At 72.0% G+C, this 16735-nt stretch carries 17 protein-coding genes; 10 read left to right on the forward strand and 7 right to left on the reverse strand.

What is annotated here, in order from left to right:
* Positions 1 to 83: 83 nt before the first annotated feature.
* The 4 genes from ACZ516_RS23350 to ACZ516_RS23365 all read left to right on the forward strand — a co-directional run bounded on the left by ACZ516_RS23350 (position 84) and on the right by ACZ516_RS23365 (position 2053).
* The gene (locus ACZ516_RS23350) at positions 84 to 308 is read left to right on the forward strand and encodes a hypothetical protein (protein WP_358590207.1); all 225 of its coding nucleotides are present in this window, start codon (positions 84 to 86) and stop codon (positions 306 to 308) included.
* 267 nt (positions 309 to 575) lie between these two features.
* A complete protein-coding gene (locus tag ACZ516_RS23355) occupies positions 576 to 1217 on the forward strand; it encodes a TetR/AcrR family transcriptional regulator (RefSeq protein ID WP_358590205.1) in 642 nt (213 codons plus the stop codon).
* A gap of 138 nt (positions 1218 to 1355) precedes the next feature.
* Complete coding sequence (locus ACZ516_RS23360) at positions 1356 to 1583, forward strand: DUF3107 domain-containing protein (RefSeq protein ID WP_358590202.1); 228 nt, start codon at positions 1356 to 1358, stop codon at positions 1581 to 1583.
* Positions 1584 to 1783: 200 nt separating this feature from the next.
* Positions 1784 to 2053 (forward strand): hypothetical protein, encoded by a 270-nt coding sequence (locus ACZ516_RS23365; RefSeq protein ID WP_358590200.1) that lies wholly within the window; start codon positions 1784 to 1786, stop codon positions 2051 to 2053.
* 36 nt (positions 2054 to 2089) lie between these two features.
* On the opposite strand, the gene ACZ516_RS23370 is transcribed toward ACZ516_RS23365, so the two are convergent.
* Positions 2090 to 2839: a ferritin-like fold-containing protein gene (locus tag ACZ516_RS23370; protein ID WP_467464543.1), complete on the reverse strand. Its 750-nt coding sequence runs from the start codon at positions 2837 to 2839 to the stop codon at positions 2090 to 2092.
* 463 nt (positions 2840 to 3302) lie between these two features.
* Between ACZ516_RS23370 and ACZ516_RS23375 the strand changes: the two genes are divergently transcribed.
* Positions 3303 to 5894: a DEAD/DEAH box helicase gene (locus ACZ516_RS23375; RefSeq protein WP_469011562.1), complete on the forward strand. Its 2592-nt coding sequence runs from the start codon at positions 3303 to 3305 to the stop codon at positions 5892 to 5894.
* Between the two features lie 716 nt (positions 5895 to 6610).
* Positions 6611 to 7552 (forward strand): alpha/beta fold hydrolase, encoded by a 942-nt coding sequence (locus ACZ516_RS23380; protein ID WP_361079593.1) that lies wholly within the window; start codon positions 6611 to 6613, stop codon positions 7550 to 7552.
* A gap of 36 nt (positions 7553 to 7588) precedes the next feature.
* Here the strand turns inward: ACZ516_RS23380 and ACZ516_RS23385 are convergent, their stop codons facing one another.
* Positions 7589 to 8479 (reverse strand): NYN domain-containing protein, encoded by an 891-nt coding sequence (locus ACZ516_RS23385; protein WP_469011613.1) that lies wholly within the window; start codon positions 8477 to 8479, stop codon positions 7589 to 7591.
* Positions 8480 to 8770: 291 nt separating this feature from the next.
* Between ACZ516_RS23385 and ACZ516_RS23390 the strand changes: the two genes are divergently transcribed.
* On the forward strand, positions 8771 to 8923 hold the full coding sequence (locus tag ACZ516_RS23390) for a hypothetical protein (RefSeq protein ID WP_164551819.1): 153 nt from the start codon (positions 8771 to 8773) through the stop codon (positions 8921 to 8923).
* 93 nt (positions 8924 to 9016) lie between these two features.
* Here ACZ516_RS23390 and ACZ516_RS23395 read toward each other — a convergent pair whose 3' ends face one another.
* The 3 genes from ACZ516_RS23395 to ACZ516_RS23405 all read right to left on the reverse strand — a co-directional run bounded on the left by ACZ516_RS23395 (position 9017) and on the right by ACZ516_RS23405 (position 11469).
* Positions 9017 to 9622, reverse strand: a complete 606-nt coding sequence (locus ACZ516_RS23395) for a MarC family protein (protein WP_358696709.1) — start codon at positions 9620 to 9622, stop codon at positions 9017 to 9019.
* 156 nt (positions 9623 to 9778) lie between these two features.
* Positions 9779 to 10645: a PHP domain-containing protein gene (locus ACZ516_RS23400; RefSeq protein WP_361079595.1), complete on the reverse strand. Its 867-nt coding sequence runs from the start codon at positions 10643 to 10645 to the stop codon at positions 9779 to 9781.
* A 182-nt stretch (positions 10646 to 10827) separates the two neighbouring features.
* Positions 10828 to 11469, reverse strand: coding sequence for a DUF6758 family protein (locus ACZ516_RS23405; protein WP_358585488.1), 642 nt, complete (start codon positions 11467 to 11469; stop codon positions 10828 to 10830).
* Positions 11470 to 11632: 163 nt separating this feature from the next.
* Here ACZ516_RS23405 and ACZ516_RS23410 point away from each other — a divergent pair, with 163 nt between their 5' ends.
* On the forward strand, positions 11633 to 12889 hold the full coding sequence (locus tag ACZ516_RS23410; protein ID WP_469011563.1) for an MFS transporter: 1257 nt from the start codon (positions 11633 to 11635) through the stop codon (positions 12887 to 12889).
* Between the two features lie 19 nt (positions 12890 to 12908).
* Here the strand turns inward: ACZ516_RS23410 and ACZ516_RS23415 are convergent, their stop codons facing one another.
* Positions 12909 to 13493, reverse strand: coding sequence for a suppressor of fused domain protein (locus tag ACZ516_RS23415; RefSeq protein ID WP_358585492.1), 585 nt, complete (start codon positions 13491 to 13493; stop codon positions 12909 to 12911).
* A 501-nt stretch (positions 13494 to 13994) separates the two neighbouring features.
* Here ACZ516_RS23415 and ACZ516_RS23420 point away from each other — a divergent pair.
* Positions 13995 to 15134, forward strand: coding sequence for a magnesium and cobalt transport protein CorA (locus ACZ516_RS23420; RefSeq protein ID WP_358585494.1), 1140 nt, complete (start codon positions 13995 to 13997; stop codon positions 15132 to 15134).
* A 23-nt stretch (positions 15135 to 15157) separates the two neighbouring features.
* Complete coding sequence (locus tag ACZ516_RS23425; RefSeq protein ID WP_469011564.1) at positions 15158 to 15676, forward strand: hypothetical protein; 519 nt, start codon at positions 15158 to 15160, stop codon at positions 15674 to 15676.
* Between the two features lie 109 nt (positions 15677 to 15785).
* Here ACZ516_RS23425 and ACZ516_RS23430 read toward each other — a convergent pair whose 3' ends face one another.
* Entirely contained in the window at positions 15786 to 16571 is a 786-nt protein-coding gene (locus ACZ516_RS23430; RefSeq protein ID WP_469011565.1) for a hypothetical protein, read from the reverse strand.
* Between the last annotated feature and the right edge of the window lie 164 nt (positions 16572 to 16735).

The following is a 16735-nucleotide window of genomic DNA, read 5'->3' on the forward strand; positions in this document are numbered from 1 at the left end:
GTCTCCTACGCTCATAGAAAGCGGGCGATGAGGGCACTCGCATCACGAAGGGCCGTCAGTACCGCGAGGGAAGAGAGCAACACATGAGTGTCGATCCGACCGATCCCGAGACCTTCGAGACGGAAGAGAGCACGACCGGAGCCGAGGCCGGCGTGGAGGCACCGGAGGCGGACACCGCCGAGCAGCACACCGACCTCGCTCCCAGCGGGGACGACTCGCTGCGGGACGCCGACCCGAACGCCGCGAGCGAGGCGGACCTGGCCGAGCAGGCCCGCGTGGTCGACCTCGACGAGGACGACTACCGCTGACCGCCCGGGGGGCCGGGGCGGCCCGCGCCGGTCCGGCTGGGTCACGCCCACCGGCGGCCGCCCCGCCCCGCTCACCCCGGTCCTGTACACCTCCGTACCCCCTGACCGGCCGACCTGGCCGTGTTTGCCCTGCTACGCACCGCGGCGGAGGCCTTCTGCGGTTGTCCAGTCCATGAAATTCTGCGTCCGCACCGCGCACATCGCTGTTACCGAAAAGTACGATGGCGACGCGGGCGCACACCGCACATCGGACGATTGGGAGGCGGCGTGACAGCCATCGAGCAGACAGAGGCGGCACGCCCGCGGGGCACACGCCTGCCGCGCCGTGCCCGACGGAACCAACTTCTCGGCGCGGCCCAGGAAGTTTTCGTCGCACAGGGTTACCACGCGGCGGCGATGGACGACATCGCCGAGCGCGCCGGGGTCAGCAAGCCGGTGCTCTACCAGCACTTCCCCGGCAAGCTGGACCTCTATCTCGCCCTGCTCGACCAGCACTGCGAGTCACTGCTCCAGTCGGTCCGCACGGCGCTGGCGTCCACCACGGACAACAAGCTGCGCGTGGCCGCGACGATGGACGCCTACTTCGCGTACGTCGAGAACGAGGGCGGCGCGTTCCGTCTGGTCTTCGAGTCGGACCTGACGAACGAGACGGCGGTCCGCGAGCGCGTGGACCGCGTGACGCTCCAGTGCGCGGAGGCGATCTGCGAGGTGATCGCCGAGGACACCGGCCTGCCGAGGGACGAGGCGATGCTGCTCGCCGTCGGCCTCGGCGGCTATTCGCAGGTCGTCGCCCGCTACTGGCTGGCCAGCGGCAGCACGGTCCCGCGCGACAAGGCGGTGGAGCTGCTGACGTCGCTCGCCTGGCGCGGCATCGCGGGCTTCCCGCTGCACGGCACCGAGGGCCACTGACGGCGCGCGCTTTGTTCCCGTTCCGTGTTCGCTACCGGCGTTCATGGCGGCGGTCCTCCGCATCGCCTCACCGGGCTAATGTGTGCTGGGTACGGCGCGGACGGCCGCGCACAGACTGAGCGTCGGAGGGACAAAGCCGTGGAGGTCAAGATCGGCGTGCAGTACGCGCCCCGCGAGATCGTGCTGGAGAGCGGCCAGAGCGCCGAGGAAGTCGAGACCGCGGTGTCCGAGGCGCTGACCGGCAAGTCGCCGCTGCTGAGCCTCGTGGACGACCACGGCCGCAAGGTCCTGGTTCCGGCCGACCGCCTCGCGTACGTGGAGCTCGGCGAGCCCACAGCGCGCAAGGTGGGCTTCAGCGCCCTGTAAGAGGACGCCCGCGGAAGACGCGGACAGGCAGCACGAGTACGACAGTTGTCACAGCAGTCGTATCAAGTACGACGAGTGCGGCCCGGTGGTTGTCGACCACCGGGCCGCACTCGTCTGTTGTTGCTGGAGGGTTGCGTTCCGGCCACCTTGGGTACACCGGCTACGACCGATTCGCACCGGCCGCGAGGGAGGGCATCACCGTGATCCTGGAAGCATTCGGCTCCGCTCTGCTGGGTTTCGCCCTGTCCTGGGCCACCGCGCACCGCCTGGCGCACCGGCTGCCCGCGCGCAGCCTCGTCCTGTCGACGGGCCCCGTGGGCGCCCTCATCGGCGCCTTCATCACCCACATGGCGCTGGGTCCCGGCCACGCGCCCGCGACCCTGCTGGGAGCGCTGACCGTCTCGGTGGCCCTGCTCTCCCTGCTGATCCGCCCCACCCGGGGCAGCCTGCACCGCTCGGCGACGGCGTAGGAAGCGCCCCCCGGAGGGGCGCCCGCCGGCCGCGCGCTAGGCGGCCAGGCCCAGCGCGGCCATCCGCTTGGTGTGCGCCTCGGTGATGCGGGAGAACATCCGGCCGACCTCCGCGAGGTCGAACCCGTCGGCGACCCCGCCCACCAGCATGGTGGAGAGCGCGTCCCGGTCCGCGACGACCCGCTGGGACTGCGAGAGGGCCTCGCCCATCAGCCGCCGCGCCCACAGCGCGAGCCGCCCGCCGAGCCGCGGATCGGCGTCGATGGCGGCCCGCACCTTCTCCACGGCGAAGCTGGCGTGCCCGGTGTCGTCGAGGACGCCGAGCACGAGCCGGCGCGTGTCGCCGTCGAGGCGGGCCGCCACCTCCCGGTAGAAGTCACTGGCGATGGAGTCGCCCACGTACGCCTTGACCAGGCCCTCCAGCCAGTCGGACGGCGCGGTCTGCCGGTGGAAGCCGTCGAGCGCCGCCACGAACGGCTGCATGGCCTCGGTCGGCTCCGCGCCGATCGCCGAGAGCCGGTCCCGCAACTGCTCGAAATGGTGGAATTCCGCCGACGCCATCTTCGCCAGCTCCGCCTTGTCGCCGAGCGTCGGCGCCAGCTTCGCGTCCTCGGCGAGCCGTTCGAACGCCGCCAGCTCCCCGTAGGCGAGCGCGCCGAGCAGATCGACGACCGCGGCGCGGTAGTGCGGCTCGGTGGACGCTTTCGCCCAGTCCTGGGCGGCGATCCCGGTGGGTTCGGCGGGGGTTTCGGCGGCGGATTCAGCGGCGGTGTCAGGCGTCTCCATGAAGCGCACAATAGCCCGCCTGCCGTAAGGCGTAAGGTCCCGGTCAGTCGGTGTGACAACGACCATGTGACGAATTCGCCGGACACGCATGCGAGATTCCGGGGTACAGTGGTAAAGCGCCTGCCGAATATTCGACGGGCGGTATGAATGAGGATGCCCGGTCGGTGGCCCGATCGGCTCCGACCCGACAGCCCTCCGGGCGGTACGCGCAGCTGCGTACGGCACGAGGAGGGAACCTCAGCGGTAAGAGCGCTCGAGCGCAGGCAGTGGTCCCGCGCCCCCGGCCCGCCCCCCAAGCAGCCGGCGGTAGTGGCACGGTCACGACCCCCAGCGTTCGCCTCACGCCGCGTCTCACAGAAGAGGCATAGCCCTGACTACGACTTTCCGAGAGCTCGGGATTCTTCCCGAGACAGCCGAAGCCCTTGAAGCCGTCGGCATCATCACCCCCTTCCCCATCCAGGAGATGACGCTCCCCGTCGCCCTTTCGGGCAAGGACGTCATCGGCCAGGCCAAGACCGGCACCGGCAAGACGCTCGGCTTCGGCCTGCCGCTCCTGGAGCGCGTGATCGTCCCCGCCGACGTCGAGGCGGGCCGCGCCGAGCCCGAGCAGCTGACCGAGGCGCCGCAGGCCCTCATCGTCGTCCCCACCCGCGAGCTGTGCCAGCAGGTGACGAACGACCTCCTGACCGCCGGCAAGGCGCGCAACGTCCGCGTCCTCGCCATATACGGCGGCCGTGCCTACGAGCCGCAGGTCGAGGCCCTCAAGAAGGGCATCGACATCGTCGTCGGCACCCCCGGTCGTCTCCTCGACCTCGCGGGCCAGCGCAAGCTCGACCTCAAGCACGTCAAGTGCCTCGTCCTGGACGAGGCCGACGAGATGCTCGACCTGGGCTTCCTGCCCGACGTCGAGCGCATCATCAACATGCTGCCGCCGAAGCGTCAGACGATGCTTTTCTCGGCGACCATGCCGGGCGCCGTCATCGGCCTGGCCCGCCGCTACATGTCGCAGCCCACGCACATCCGCGCCACCGCGCCGGACGACGAGGGCCAGACGGTCGCGAACACCGAGCAGTTCGTCTACCGCGCGCACAACATGGACAAGCCCGAGATGGTCTCGCGCATCCTGCAGGCCGAGGGCCGCGGACTCGCGATGATCTTCTGCCGTACGAAGCGGACGGCCGCGGACATCGCCGAGCAGCTCGAGCGCCGGGGCTTCGCCGCGGGCGCCGTGCACGGCGACCTCGGCCAGGGCGCGCGCGAGCAGGCGCTGCGGGCGTTCCGCAACGGCAAGGTCGACGTGCTCGTCTGCACGGACGTCGCCGCGCGCGGCATCGACGTCGGTGGCGTCACGCACGTCATCAACTACCAGTCCCCCGAGGACGAGAAGACCTACCTGCACCGCATCGGCCGCACCGGCCGCGCGGGCGCCAAGGGCATCGCGATCACGCTGGTCGACTGGGACGACATCCCGCGCTGGCAGCTGATCAACAAGGCGCTGGAGCTGGGCTTCAGCGACCCGGTCGAGACGTACTCCAGCTCCCCGCACCTGTACGAGGAGCTGAAGATCCCGGCGGGCACCAAGGGTGTACTGCCGCGCGGCGAGCGGACCCGTGCGGGTCTGGGCGCGGAGGAGATCGAGGACCTCGGCGAGACCGGTGGGCGCGGCCGCGGTGGCCGTCCCGCGCGGGGTGGCGGCCGTACGCAGGACCGGGACCGTGACCGTTCTGCCTCGGGCTCGGGCTCGGGCCCCGGCTCGGCCTCGACCGAGCGGGAGCGTCCCGCGCGTACGCCGCGGCGTCGTCGTCGCACGCGGGCCGGCAGCCCGCTGGACGCGGCCCAGGCCACGCCCACGGCGTCCACTGCGCCCACGGCAGCGCCGGTCGCCTCGCCCGTCGAGGCCGTCAGCGAGCCGACGGAGTCGCGCACCCCGCGTCGTCGCCGGCGCACGCGTGGCGGCGCGTCGGAGACCCCGGCCGCGGCCGAGGTCGTGACGGCAGCCGTCACCCCGGAGGCTCCGGTCACCGCCCCCGAGGCGGAGCCCGCGCAGACCCCGGCCCCGGCGACGAAGCCGCGCCGCCGCACGCGGAAGGCCGCGGAGCCGGTGACGGAGGTTCCGGTCGCGGAAGCGGCGGTGGCGGAGGCCCCCGCGGCGGAGAAGCCGAAGCGCCGTACGCGCAAGGCGACCGCCGAGGCCGAGGCCCCCGTGGCGGAGACCCCGGCGGAGGAGAAGCCGAAGCGCCGCACCCGCAAGGCCACCACCGCCGAGGCCCCTGTAGCCGAGGCCCCGGCGGAGGAGAAGCCCAAGCGCCGCACCCGCAAGACGGCGGAAGCCGTCACGGAGGCAGAAGCCACGGCCGCACCGGCCGAGGCCGAGGAAAAGCCGAAGCGCCGCACCCGCAAGGCCACCACCCCGACCGCCGAGGCCCCCGCAGCGGAGACCCCGGTGGAGGAGAAGCCGAAGCGCCGCACCCGCAAGACGGCGGAAGCCGTCACGGAGGCGGAGGCCCCGGCAGCGGAGACCCCGGTGGAGGAGAAGCCGAAGCGCCGCACCCGCAAGGCCACCACCTCCACTGCCGAGGCTCCCGTAGCCGAGACTCCGGCGGAGGAGAAGCCCAAGCGCCGCACCCGCAAGACGGCGGAAGCCGTCACGGAGACGGAGGCCACGGCAGCGGAGACCCCGGTGGAGGAGAAGCCGAAGCGCCGCACGCGCAAGGCCACCACCCCAACCGCCGAGGCCCCCGCAGCGGAGACCCCGGCGGAGGAGAAGCCCGAGCGGCGCACCCGCAAGGCAACGGCCGCCACCCCGGCCGTGGACGCACCCGAGGCGGAAGCCCCGGCGGCGGACAAGCCGAAGCGCCGCACCCGCAAGACCGCGGAAACCGTCACGGAGACGGCCGCCGTGGCGGAGATCCCCGCTCAGTCGACGGAGGAGCCGAAGCCGCGTCGCCGTACGCGCAAGGCGACGGCCGCCGCACCCGCGACGGACGCGCCCGAGGCGGAGGCCCCGGCGCCGCGTCGACGCACGCGCAAGAAGGCGGAGACGGCGGACAGCTGACGCCCACCCTCCCCGGCATACGAAGGCCCGCCCCCACCAGGGGCGGGCCTTCGCCCATCCCGGAAAAGTTCCGAGGCCGCCCCCACCAGCCACCCGACGCAGAGCAACGGGCCGGCGGGCGGAAACCCCGCCGCGAAGCAGCGAAGCACCACACCCACAACCCAACCCGGAGCAACGGGCAGGCGGGCGGAAACCCCGCCGCGAAGCAGCGAAGCACCACACCCACAACCCAACCCGGAGCAACGGGCAGGCGGGCGGAAACCCCACCGCGAAGCGGCAAAGCACCACACCCACAACCCAACCCGGAGCAACGGGCAGGCGGGCGGAAACCCCACCGCGAAGCGGCAAAGCACCACACCCACAACCCAACCCAGAGCAACGGGCAGGCGGGCGGAAACCCCGCCGCGAAGCGGCGAAGCACTACGCCTGCGACTCGACCCAGAGCAACGGGCGGGTGGGGGGGAACCCCGCCGCGAAGCGGCGAAGCACTACGCCTGCGACTCGACCCAGAGCAACGGGCGGGCGGGTGGGAACCCCGCCGCGAAGCGGCGAAGCACCACGTCCACAACCCAACCCGGGGCAACGGGTGGGTGGGTGGGAAATCCGCCGCGAAGCGGCGAGGCACCCCTCACGAAACGGCGCGGCCCGGCCGCAAAGACCCCGGCCCCCCAAGTCCGCCCAAGGCCCAGGGGCCAGAACCCGTTAGCCTCAACCCCATGAGCAGGCCACCCACCTTCACGCCGCCCCCTTGCGCGACCCGCCGCACCCTCCACACCGCCCGCGGCGACTTCGCCGTCCTGGACGCCCTCCCGCCCGCCGGCACCGAGGTCAGCGGCACCGCTCTCCTGCTCCCCGGCTTCACCGGCAGCAAGGAGGACTTCATCGCCCTCCTGGCACCTCTGGCCGCCGCCGGCTACCGCGCCGTCGCCGTGGACGGCCGCGGCCAGTACGAGACGCCCGGCCCCGACGACGAATCGGCGTACGCGCAGGCGGAGTTGGCCCAGGACGTCCTGGCGCAAGCGGCGGCCCTGGCGCAAGCGACGGCCCTGCCGGAGACGGCGGCCCCGTCACAGGCGGCGGAGGCGAAGCCCCACCTCCTCGGTCACTCCCTCGGCGGCCAGATCGCCCGCGCCGCCGCCCTCCTGGCGCCCGGCGCCTTCGCCTCCCTCACCCTCATGTCCTCCGGGCCCGCCGCGATCGTCCCGGCCCAGCAGACCCGCGCCAAGATGCTGGCGGACGCCCTCACAGCCCTGTCGATGGAGGTGGTGTGGGAGGCGATGCGGGCCATGGAGCCGCCGCCCCCGCAGGACGCGGACACCGGCGGCGCCAGAACGGACGGCGGGGACGACAGCGAGGCCCTGCGTGCCCGCTGGCTGCGCCACAATCCCGCCCAGCTCATCGCCACCGGCAGGCAGCTCTCCACGGAGCCGGACCGGGTGGCCGAGCTGGCCGCCGTCCCGCTGCCCAAGCACGTGATCTCGGGCGAGCGCGACGACACCTGGCCCGTGCCGCTCCTGGACGACATGGCCCGCCGCCTGGACGCCCACCGCACGGTGATCCACGGCGCCGAGCACTCCCCCAACACGGACCGCCCCGAGGAAACGGCCGCGGCCCTGATCGCCTTCTGGGACGGCCTCACCCCCCGCCGGGACGGCTGACCCGGGCCCGGCCCGCACCGCCCCGGGGGCCGGGCCTCAGTACTGCGTACGCAAGTGCTCCCAGAACCCGTCCCGCAGGGCCCTGCGCAGCTCGGACTGCCCCCGCAGCGAGTACTCCAGGAGCCGCTCCGCCTCCACCAGCAGCTCCTGGTCCACCGAGCCGGGCAGGTACGGATGGCCGGGCAGCAGCCCGACGAGCGCCTCACGCCCCCGGGCCGCCAGCCACTTCGCGGCGATCTGCGCGCCGACGAAGCGGACGTCCTCACGGGAAGGCCGCTGCGGGGAGGCCCCCGACTCGTACGCCAGGACGGCGCGCCGCGACACGTACGGCTTGAAGAAGTCCAGGTCGAACGTCCGCTGGCTGTCGACCTCCCACAGCAGCGGCTCCGCCTGGTTGCGCCCGTCGGGCGCCTCGATGCCCCACAGGTGCACCCGCGCCCCGTACCCCTGCGCCGCCTCGACCGCCGACACGAGGTCCTCGTCGCCGCCGATGAGCGCCGCGTCGCTGATGGCGCGGTGTCGGGCCAGTGACTCCAGGTCGCTGCGGATGAGGGAGTCGACGCCCTTCTGCTGGTTGTTGGCGTTGAGGTTGCCGAGCCGGACCTTGACGTCGGGCAGCTCGGCGATCGACTGCTGCTCGGCGGTGTGGATGCGGCGCCTGGCCCCGTCGTACCAGTAGACGCGCAGCAGGCGGCTGTCCGCGAAGATCGTGCGGGCCTTGTCGATGAGCGCGTCGATGAGGCCCTGGGCGTCGAGGTCGAAGGACCGCCGGTCCTCGGTCCCGGCGACGAGCCGGCCCGCGGCCGCGTACAGGTACCCGGCGTCGACGAAGATCGCGTGCGTCGACGGTGTCTTCGCCACCTCGGCGAGCACGCGGGCGAGCAGCGCGTTGGCGCGCTCCAGCTGGGCGCTGATGTGTTCCGCCATGTGAGCGGCGGAGTCGGCGGTGCCGACGGTTCTGTGTTCGACGTCGTCCATAGGGAACCCAGTCTCCCGCTGGTCACACAGCGAACACAAACGGTGCCGCTACCAGCGAGTAATTAGGGACTCGAAAAATTTCTTTAGCGTAGGGAATGTTTGCAGGGGGCAACTCGTTGTACCCATCAGGAACGCGGGGCACTGTAGCCACGCGACCCCCACTTCACGGGACGGGCAGCAGGCCCGACCGACCCCAGTAGTTCTCCTCCAGGAGGATGACCAGACGAAGGGAGAAGCCATATGCGCTTCGAAATCATGCGACTCGACGACGTCGACGGCAATGCCGTGGACAGTACCGTCGTGGACGCCGCCTCCGTCAACCGGATCGTGCAGCAGGCCGCAGCGATCGGCCAGCGGATCTACATCCGCCCGGCCGACTCCTCGGCCTCATGACGCAGTAACGCAGTAACGCAGACGTCGCAGGGCCCCCGTACGCACGCCGTACGGGGGCCCTTCGTGTGTCCGCGCCCGGGGCGGGCCGGGGCCTCAGCTCCCGTTGATCACCTGCGTCACGCCGTTGATGATCTGCTGCACCGCGATCGCGGAGAGCATCATGCCGGCGAGTCGCGTCACGAGCACCACGCCGCCGTCCTTGATGACCCGGATGATCAGCAGCGAGTACCGCATCACCAGCCACAGCACCACGTGCATGGCCACGATCGCCGACCAGACGGAGATCTGCGTGCCGATGCTGTCGGCGTCCTGGACCGCCAGGATCACCGAGACGATCGCGCCGGGCCCGGCGAGCAGCGGCATGCCGAGCGGCACGAGCGCGACATTGACGTCCTTGGTCTGCTTCGGCTCGTCCGTCTTGCCGGTGAGCAGGTCGAGCGCGATGAGCAGCAGCAGGAGGCCGCCCGCGATCATCAGCGCGGGGACGGAGACGTGCAGGTAGTCGAGGATCTGGTGGCCCACGACGCCGAAGACGGCGATGACGCCGAAGGCGACGCAGACGGCCTGGAAGGCCATCCGCTGCTGCACCTTGGCGGGCCGGCCCGCGGTCAGGCCGAGGAAGATCGGGGTGATCCCCGGGGGGTCCATGATCACGAAGAGGGTGAGGAAGAGGGAGCCGAAGACGGCGACGTCGAACACAGTGATGGCCTTGCGGAGAGTCGTACGAAGGAGCCGCGCCGGAGGTCGCCGGGCGCAGGGCGCGACGGCCACCGGCCCGGAACAGCGGAACGGTGGAGCGGAGGGTGGGGTGAGGGCGGGGGCGGGCGTGGGGCCGGGCGCGCGGACGCGCGGGCGTTACGCGGCCGGGCTTCCGCCCGCGCCGGGCACGGGGAACGCCCCGGTGGCGCGGCGGGTGATCTCGCCGTAGATCTCGGGATCGGTGGTGAACTCGCCGAGCACGCAGGTCTTGCGGCTGCCGTGGTAGTCGCTGGAGCCGGTGACCAGCAGGCCGAGGTCCGCCGCGAGGGCGCGCAGCCGGGTGCGGGTCTCGGGGGCGTGGTCCATGTGATCGACCTCGACGCCGTCCAGGCCCGCCGCGGCGAGTGCGGCTATCGCGTCCTCGGGCACCACCTGGCCGCGCTTGACGGCGGCGGGGTGCGCGAAGACGGTGACGCCGCCGGCCGCCTTGACCAGGCGGATCGCCTCGAAGGGGTCCAGCTCGTGCTTCTGGGCGTACGCGCGGCCGCCGTCGGCGAGCCACTCGGGCGTGAAGGCGTCGGAGACGGTGGGCACGACGCCCAGCTCGACGAGGGCCTCGGCGATGTGCGGGCGGCCGACCGAGCCGTCCCCCGCGATGCGGGCGACCTGTTCCCAGGTCACGTCGACACCCAGCCGCTGGAGCCTGCCGATCATGGCCTTCGCGCGCGGCACCCGGTCGTCGCGCACCAGTTCGCGCTCGCGGGCCAGTTCCGGCTCGTCGGGGTCGAAGAGGTACGCCAGCATGTGCAGGCCCACGCCGTCGAGGCGGCAGGAGAGTTCGGCGCCGGTGACGAGGGTCAGGCCGGGCGGCAGGGCGGCGATCGCCTCCGCGTACCCGCGCGTCGTGTCGTGGTCGGTCAGCGCGACGACGTCGAGACCGGCGGCCGACGCGTTGCGCACCAGCTCGGCCGGGGTGTCCGTGCCGTCGGAGGCGGTGGAGTGAGTGTGCAGATCGATGCGCACGGCGCTGACTCCAGGCTCTGACGGGGCGGACGAAGGGGACGCTCAAGGATAACGGGAATCGAACGCTCCCCCTCCCGACCCGAAAGAGGCCTCGCTCACCTCGCGACGGCCCCGGACAGCGCCTCCTCACGGGGCGAACGGCCCCGCCGCGCCCACTCCCCGCGCATCCGGACGGCACCCGCTCACGGCGTGAGCAGTCTCGGGGAGAGCGCGCCGCACGGGAGCAGGTCCACCTCCGCGCCCGCGTCCCGCAGGTCCGTCAGGACCAGCTCGTCGTACATGAGGAGCCCCGACTGCTCGGGCCACGCGATCGCCCACAGCCACAGGCCCCGCGCCTCTCCCGCGAACACGGCGCGGTCGTCCGGCGTCCCCGACACATGCCACAGCGGCGTCGGCCGCCCGGCGGCGTGCACCTTGGCGTGCGGCGGCTTGTCGACGCTCATGAACGGGCCGGGGTCGGGTCCGTCGACGCCGGCGTACCGCGCGCCGAGGCCGACGCCCAGCTCCTCGGCGACCAGGACCAGCTCCCCGACGCCGCCGAGCGGCGCGGGCCCCGAGCAGGCCACGGCGGTGGCCCGGCCGCCGCTGCGGTCGTCGCCCGCGCAGGCCACGCCCGTGAACAGCCAGCCCACCGGCAGCGGCCACGGCATCCACACCGGGACCTGCGCGCGGTGCACGACGACCTGGAGGGCCTCGACGCTGGGCGGGATCACGGGCTGCAGCGGGTGCACGGTGCCGTCCACGTCGCACTGCCAGGAGTCGGCAAAGAGGCCGGGAGCCCTGACCCGGCCACCACACTTCGGGCAACTGGGTTCGCCCCTCATAACGACCAACGGTCCTCTCCGCTCGTCGCCCCGTCAAGGACGATCACCCGTCCGGTGGCCCTGTCACCGGGGAAAAGTAGATGTAGCTTGCACTCTTTAGCCTCCCTAACTTAATATGTGCATACGTCAACGAACTCTCCGGACGCAGTGAAGGAGCGGCCGCATGAACAGCAGCAGCACGGGAGGCCCCGCCGAGGCGGACCCGTTCGACACCGGGGCCGGCGGCCTCCTGCGGCAGCCGAAGGCGGTGTGGGCCACCGCGGGCGCCTCCGTCGTCGCCTTCATGGGCATCGGCCTCGTCGACCCGATCCTGCCCTCCATCGCAGAGGGCCTGGACGCGAGCGCCGGCCAGGTCTCCCTCCTGTTCACCTCGTACTTCCTGATCACCGCCCTCGCCATGCTGGTGACCGGCTACGTCTCCAGCCGCGTCGGCGGCAAGAAGACACTGCTCCTCGGCCTCGCGCTCGTCGTCGTCTTCGCGGGCCTGTCCGGCACCTCGGGCTCGGTCGGCGAGCTGGTCGGGTTCCGCGCGGGCTGGGGGCTCGGCAACGCCCTCTTCGTGTCGACCGCGCTGGCCGTCATCGTCGGCGCCGCGGCCGGGGGCAGCGCGGCCGCGATCCTGCTGTACGAGTCGGCGCTCGGCCTCGGCATGGCCTGCGGGCCACTGGTCGGCGCCCTGCTCGGCGACGCCAGCTGGCGCTATCCGTTCTTCGGCACCGCGGTGCTGATGGCCATCGGGTTCCTGTGCATCACGGCGTTCCTCAAGGAGCAGCCGAAGCCCGCGCGGAAGACGTCCCTGCTCGACCCGCTCAGGGCCCTCGGCCACGGCGGTCTCGCCTCGGCGGCGGCCTCCGCGTTCTTCTACAACTACACGTTCTTCACCGTGCTGGCCTTCACGCCGTTCGTACTGGACATGACCCCGTACAAGTCCGGCGCCGTCTTCTTCGCCTGGGGCGTGCTGCTCGCCGTCTTCTCGGTGCTCGTCGCGCCCCGGCTCCAGGAGCGGTTCGGCTCGCTGAGGGTGCTCGGCGGTTCGCTGGTGCTGCTCGCCGCGGACGTCCTGGTCCTCGGCTACGGCAACCACACCGCGGCCGTCGTCTGCACGATCCTGTCCGGCGCCTTCATCGGCGTGAACAACACCGTCTACACCGAACTCGCCCTCGGCGTCTCCGACGCGCCGCGGCCGGTGGCCAGCGCGGGCTACAACTTCGTGCGGTGGTTCGCCGCGGCCGCCGCGCCGTTCTTCGCGCCGAAGATCGAGGAGTGGAGCGACATCCACATGCCGTTCGTGGTCGCCGCCGTCACGGCGGTACTCGGCGCGGCCGTGGTCCGGGTACGCCGCACCTCCCTGACCCGCGAGGCCGAGGAGCTGGAGCCGAAGCACGCCACCGAGGACGGCGTCACCGTCTTCGCCGGCTGAGCCTCCCCGGTACGGAACCTCAGTCCAGGGACACGGACTTGCGCAGGGGATCGCGCAGGTCCGTCCCGCCGCTCAGCCAGCGCTCCTGGAGGGCCGCCGCGCCGTGCACCCGCTTCCACGCCGCCTCGTTCGGCGTCATCGGCAGCAGCGGCAGGAACCGGACGGGGTCCATCGGGTCGTCCAGGTCGAGATCCTCCACCAGGCCGCCGGACTCCGCGACGAGGACCGAGGTGAAGGGCGCGCCCGGCCACAGCGGGTCGCCCACGTCCAGCGAGGCACCGGGCGCCACGACGAGGCCCTCCACCTGCGGCGAGGCCGCGAGCACCGCGAGGGGGCGCAGCACCTTGTCCGTGTCGGCGAGCCCGGCCCGTACGGAGAGCACCAGTTCGGCGCGCGGGCCCTTGACCGGGTCGGCGAGCACGGCCGTCGGATCGGCCATCGGCTGGGCGGACATGCCGAGCGTGGCGTAGCGGACCACGTCGCCGTCCGTGAACCGCAGCACTTCGACGCGGTCGGTGCCGAGGAAGGTCACCGCGGCGCGCGCGTCCGGTTCCCCGAGGCCGGTACGGAGACGGGCCTCGACCAGCGCAAGAACATCAGCCATGACATGAGCATAGAACTCGCCAGTGATGGGCAAAGCGGGGACTTGACACCGCGGTCGGCTGATAGTGTTGGCCGCCGGCCCAGGGCAGCACGCAGAAGCGTCGCTTTCAAGCCCTGAGCACAGACACTGACTTCGCGCCACGGGTGCGAGGGGCGCATGGGACTTCCCTTACGGGGGACCGGCCGGAGGAGGTGGGGCTGCAATGGACCGAAGTCGACCGTGCAGTACCACCCGCTCTTCCGCCCGCTGAATCAAGCAGCCCCGTAGCTGCAGGAGCACACACGCGCGCACCTCAAGCGGTGTCCGTGCCGTGTGCGACGGAAGAGCACTTCGTTTCCACCTGATCTGTCTGAGTTCCCTGATCTGTGTCAGTAGCGAAGCTGCCACCGCGTCGGTGCGGTGCTCCCCGCTTTGTGGACGTGCCAAACATCCCGCAGCAGGACGTCCCCATTCCGGGTAGTTCCACCCGCCGTAGGCGGCCTCCCCCGAAGGAGCCTGCCCATGTCGATGATCCGTGACCTTCGTGCCGCCGTCCGCCCCTCGCTCCGCAAGGACGGCACCTCTTTCGCGACCGCCTCCCCCTCCTCGTACGACACCTACGACGCGACCCGCGAAGCCGCGTCCGCCGTCGTGGACTGCGCCGTCTACCAGGACGGCCGGCGCGTGGCGAGCGCCGACGCCCTCAGCCCGCGCGAGGCGATGCTCAAGGTGCGCGGCGAGGGCGGCTTCGCGTGGATCGGCCTGCACGAGCCGACCGAGGCCGAATTCGCGGGCATCGCGGCCGAGTTCGGTCTGCACCCCCTCGCCGTCGAGGACGCCGTCCACGCCCACCAGCGGCCCAAGCTGGAGCGCTACGACGACACCCTGTTCACGGTCTTCAAGACCATCCACTACGTCGAGCACGCCGAACTCACCGCCACCAGCGAGGTCGTGGAGACCGGCGAGGTGATGTGCTTCACCGGACGGGACTTCTTCATCACCGTCCGGCACGGCGGGCACGGCTCGCTGCGCGCCCTGCGCCGCCGCCTCCAGGAGGACCCCGAGCTGCTCGCCAAGGGCCCCTCCGCGGTCCTGCACACCATCGCCGACCACGTGGTCGACGGCTACCTCGCGGTCGCCGACGCGATGCAGGACGACATCGACGACGTCGAGAGCGAGGTCTTCTCCGCGCCGAGCAAGGGCAAGGGGTCCGCGCGCGGCGTCGACGCCGGACGGATCTACCAGCTCAAGCGCGAGGTCCTGGAGTTCAAGCGGGCCGTCTCGCCGCTCCTTCGCCCGATGCTGCTGCTCAGCGAGCGGCCGATGCGGCTCGTGGACCCCGACATCCAGAAGTACTTCCGTGACGTCGCCGACCACCTGACACGCGTCCAGGAACAGGTCGTCGGCTTCGACGAGCTGCTCAACTCGATCCTCCAGGCCAACCTCGCGCAGGCCGCCGTCGCCCAGAACGAGGACATGCGCAAGATCACCTCCTGGGCGGCGATCATCGCCGTGCCGACGGCGGTCTGCGGGGTCTACGGCATGAACTTCGACCACATGCCCGAGCTGCACTGGCGGTTCGGCTACCCGATGGTGCTCGCCCTCATCGGCGGCGCCTGCTTCGCCATCCACCGGACCCTGAAGCGCAACGGCTGGTTGTGAGCGCCACTCGGTAGGCTGCCCGCATGACTGGGACTGCTGACATGCCGCTGGGCCGCGCCCTCGTGGAGGAGGCCACCAAGAAGTCCGGCCTCATCTGGGTCCAGGGCGAGGGCTCCCCCGCGCGGGCGCTGTGGCACGTCTGGCACGAGGGCGCCGCGCACCTGGTCGGCGACGGACCCGGCGAGCAGCCGCTGCCCGGGCTCGTCGACGGCGGCCTCGCCGAGGTGACCGTGCGCAGCAAGGACAAGGGCGGGCGGATCGTCGCCTGGACGGCGCGGGTCACGGAGCTGGCGGCCGGCTCCGAGGAGTGGGAGGCGGCCGTCGCCGAGCTGAAGGGGAAGCGGCTCAACGCGGTGGACGCCGAGCGGATGCCCGCGCGGTGGGCCGCGGAGTGCCGGGTCGTGCGGCTCACTCCGCGTGCGGCGGTCACGGAGTTTCCCTCGGGGTCGCTGGCGGCGGCGCCGGTGCCTACGGCGGTCACCACTCGGCGGGCCGTTCCCGCGGGGCTGCCTCGCTTGCTGTTTCGGCGCAAGCGCCGTTGAGCGTCTGCGGTTCGTGAGTCCGCGCGGGTGCGTTCTGGTTGCTCGCGCCGTTCCCCGCGCCCCTGACGCTCGCCCCTTCGGGGCTCGCCTCTCGGAGGCTCGCTTCGGCCTATGACGTGGGGAGCTGTTTGCCGTAGTCGACCATCTCGGTCTTCGCCGGCTCCTGGAGGGGGAAGTCCCTGTTCCAGTCCGTGAGCTTCAGGGTGCCCGCGTGGCCGCCGCGCTCCAGGCGCAGGGGGTAGGGCTTGCCGTCCAGGGAGACGCTCAACGTGCCGCCCGCGCCCTCGTCGCCGGTGATCTTGATGGTGCGTACCGCGCCCGTCTTGCCCCGGTCGCCCTTGGCCAGTTCGCCGTGCAGGGTGAGCAGCCCCCCGAGGAGCACGCTCTTGTCCGTGAAGCCGCTCAGCTGTTCGTAGGCGGGATCGCCCTGCGGGACCTTCACGTACTTGCCGTCGAGCTTGGCCGCCGCGGCGTCGTCGCCCGCCCCGGGCTTCCCGTCGCCCTGGCCCCCCTGCTCGCTCTTGTGCGCCCAGAACCGCGAGTCGGCCTTCAGGAACAGCTGCTCACCGACGCGCAGCAGCTGGAACGTCTGCCCCTTGGAGGTGACCGAGCCCGTGCCGCCCTCGTCCTTGAGGCGCATGTCCAGGGTGTACGTGTGGCCCTTGCTCACCACCGTGCCCGAGAGCCGGACCGCCGACGCCGCCGCCGCCACCTTGGTCGACCTGCTCTGGATCTTCGGCGCCGGCAGCTTCCCGACGCCGTTCGTACCCGCGTCCGGGTCCTCGGCACCGCCGCAGCCGGTCAGACCCGCGACCGCCGCGACCACGCCGGCGCACATCGCACTCACGAACACTGCCCTGCGGCGGGCGCGGCCGGCCAGGGGAAGTACGGTCACAGGTGGCGCTGCCTCTCGTGCGGTCGGCCTCAACGGCTGGGGGCGTACGGCAGCGTACCCGGGTCGGCCGGGTGGATCGGAGCCAGTCCGTCCGGACCCTCCGCCGGGGCGTGTCCGAGCGGGACGGGCTAGCCTGAAGCCCGTATTGCCGGACGAAACGGCAG

Source organism: Streptomyces sp. NPDC034037 (assembly GCF_055575715.1).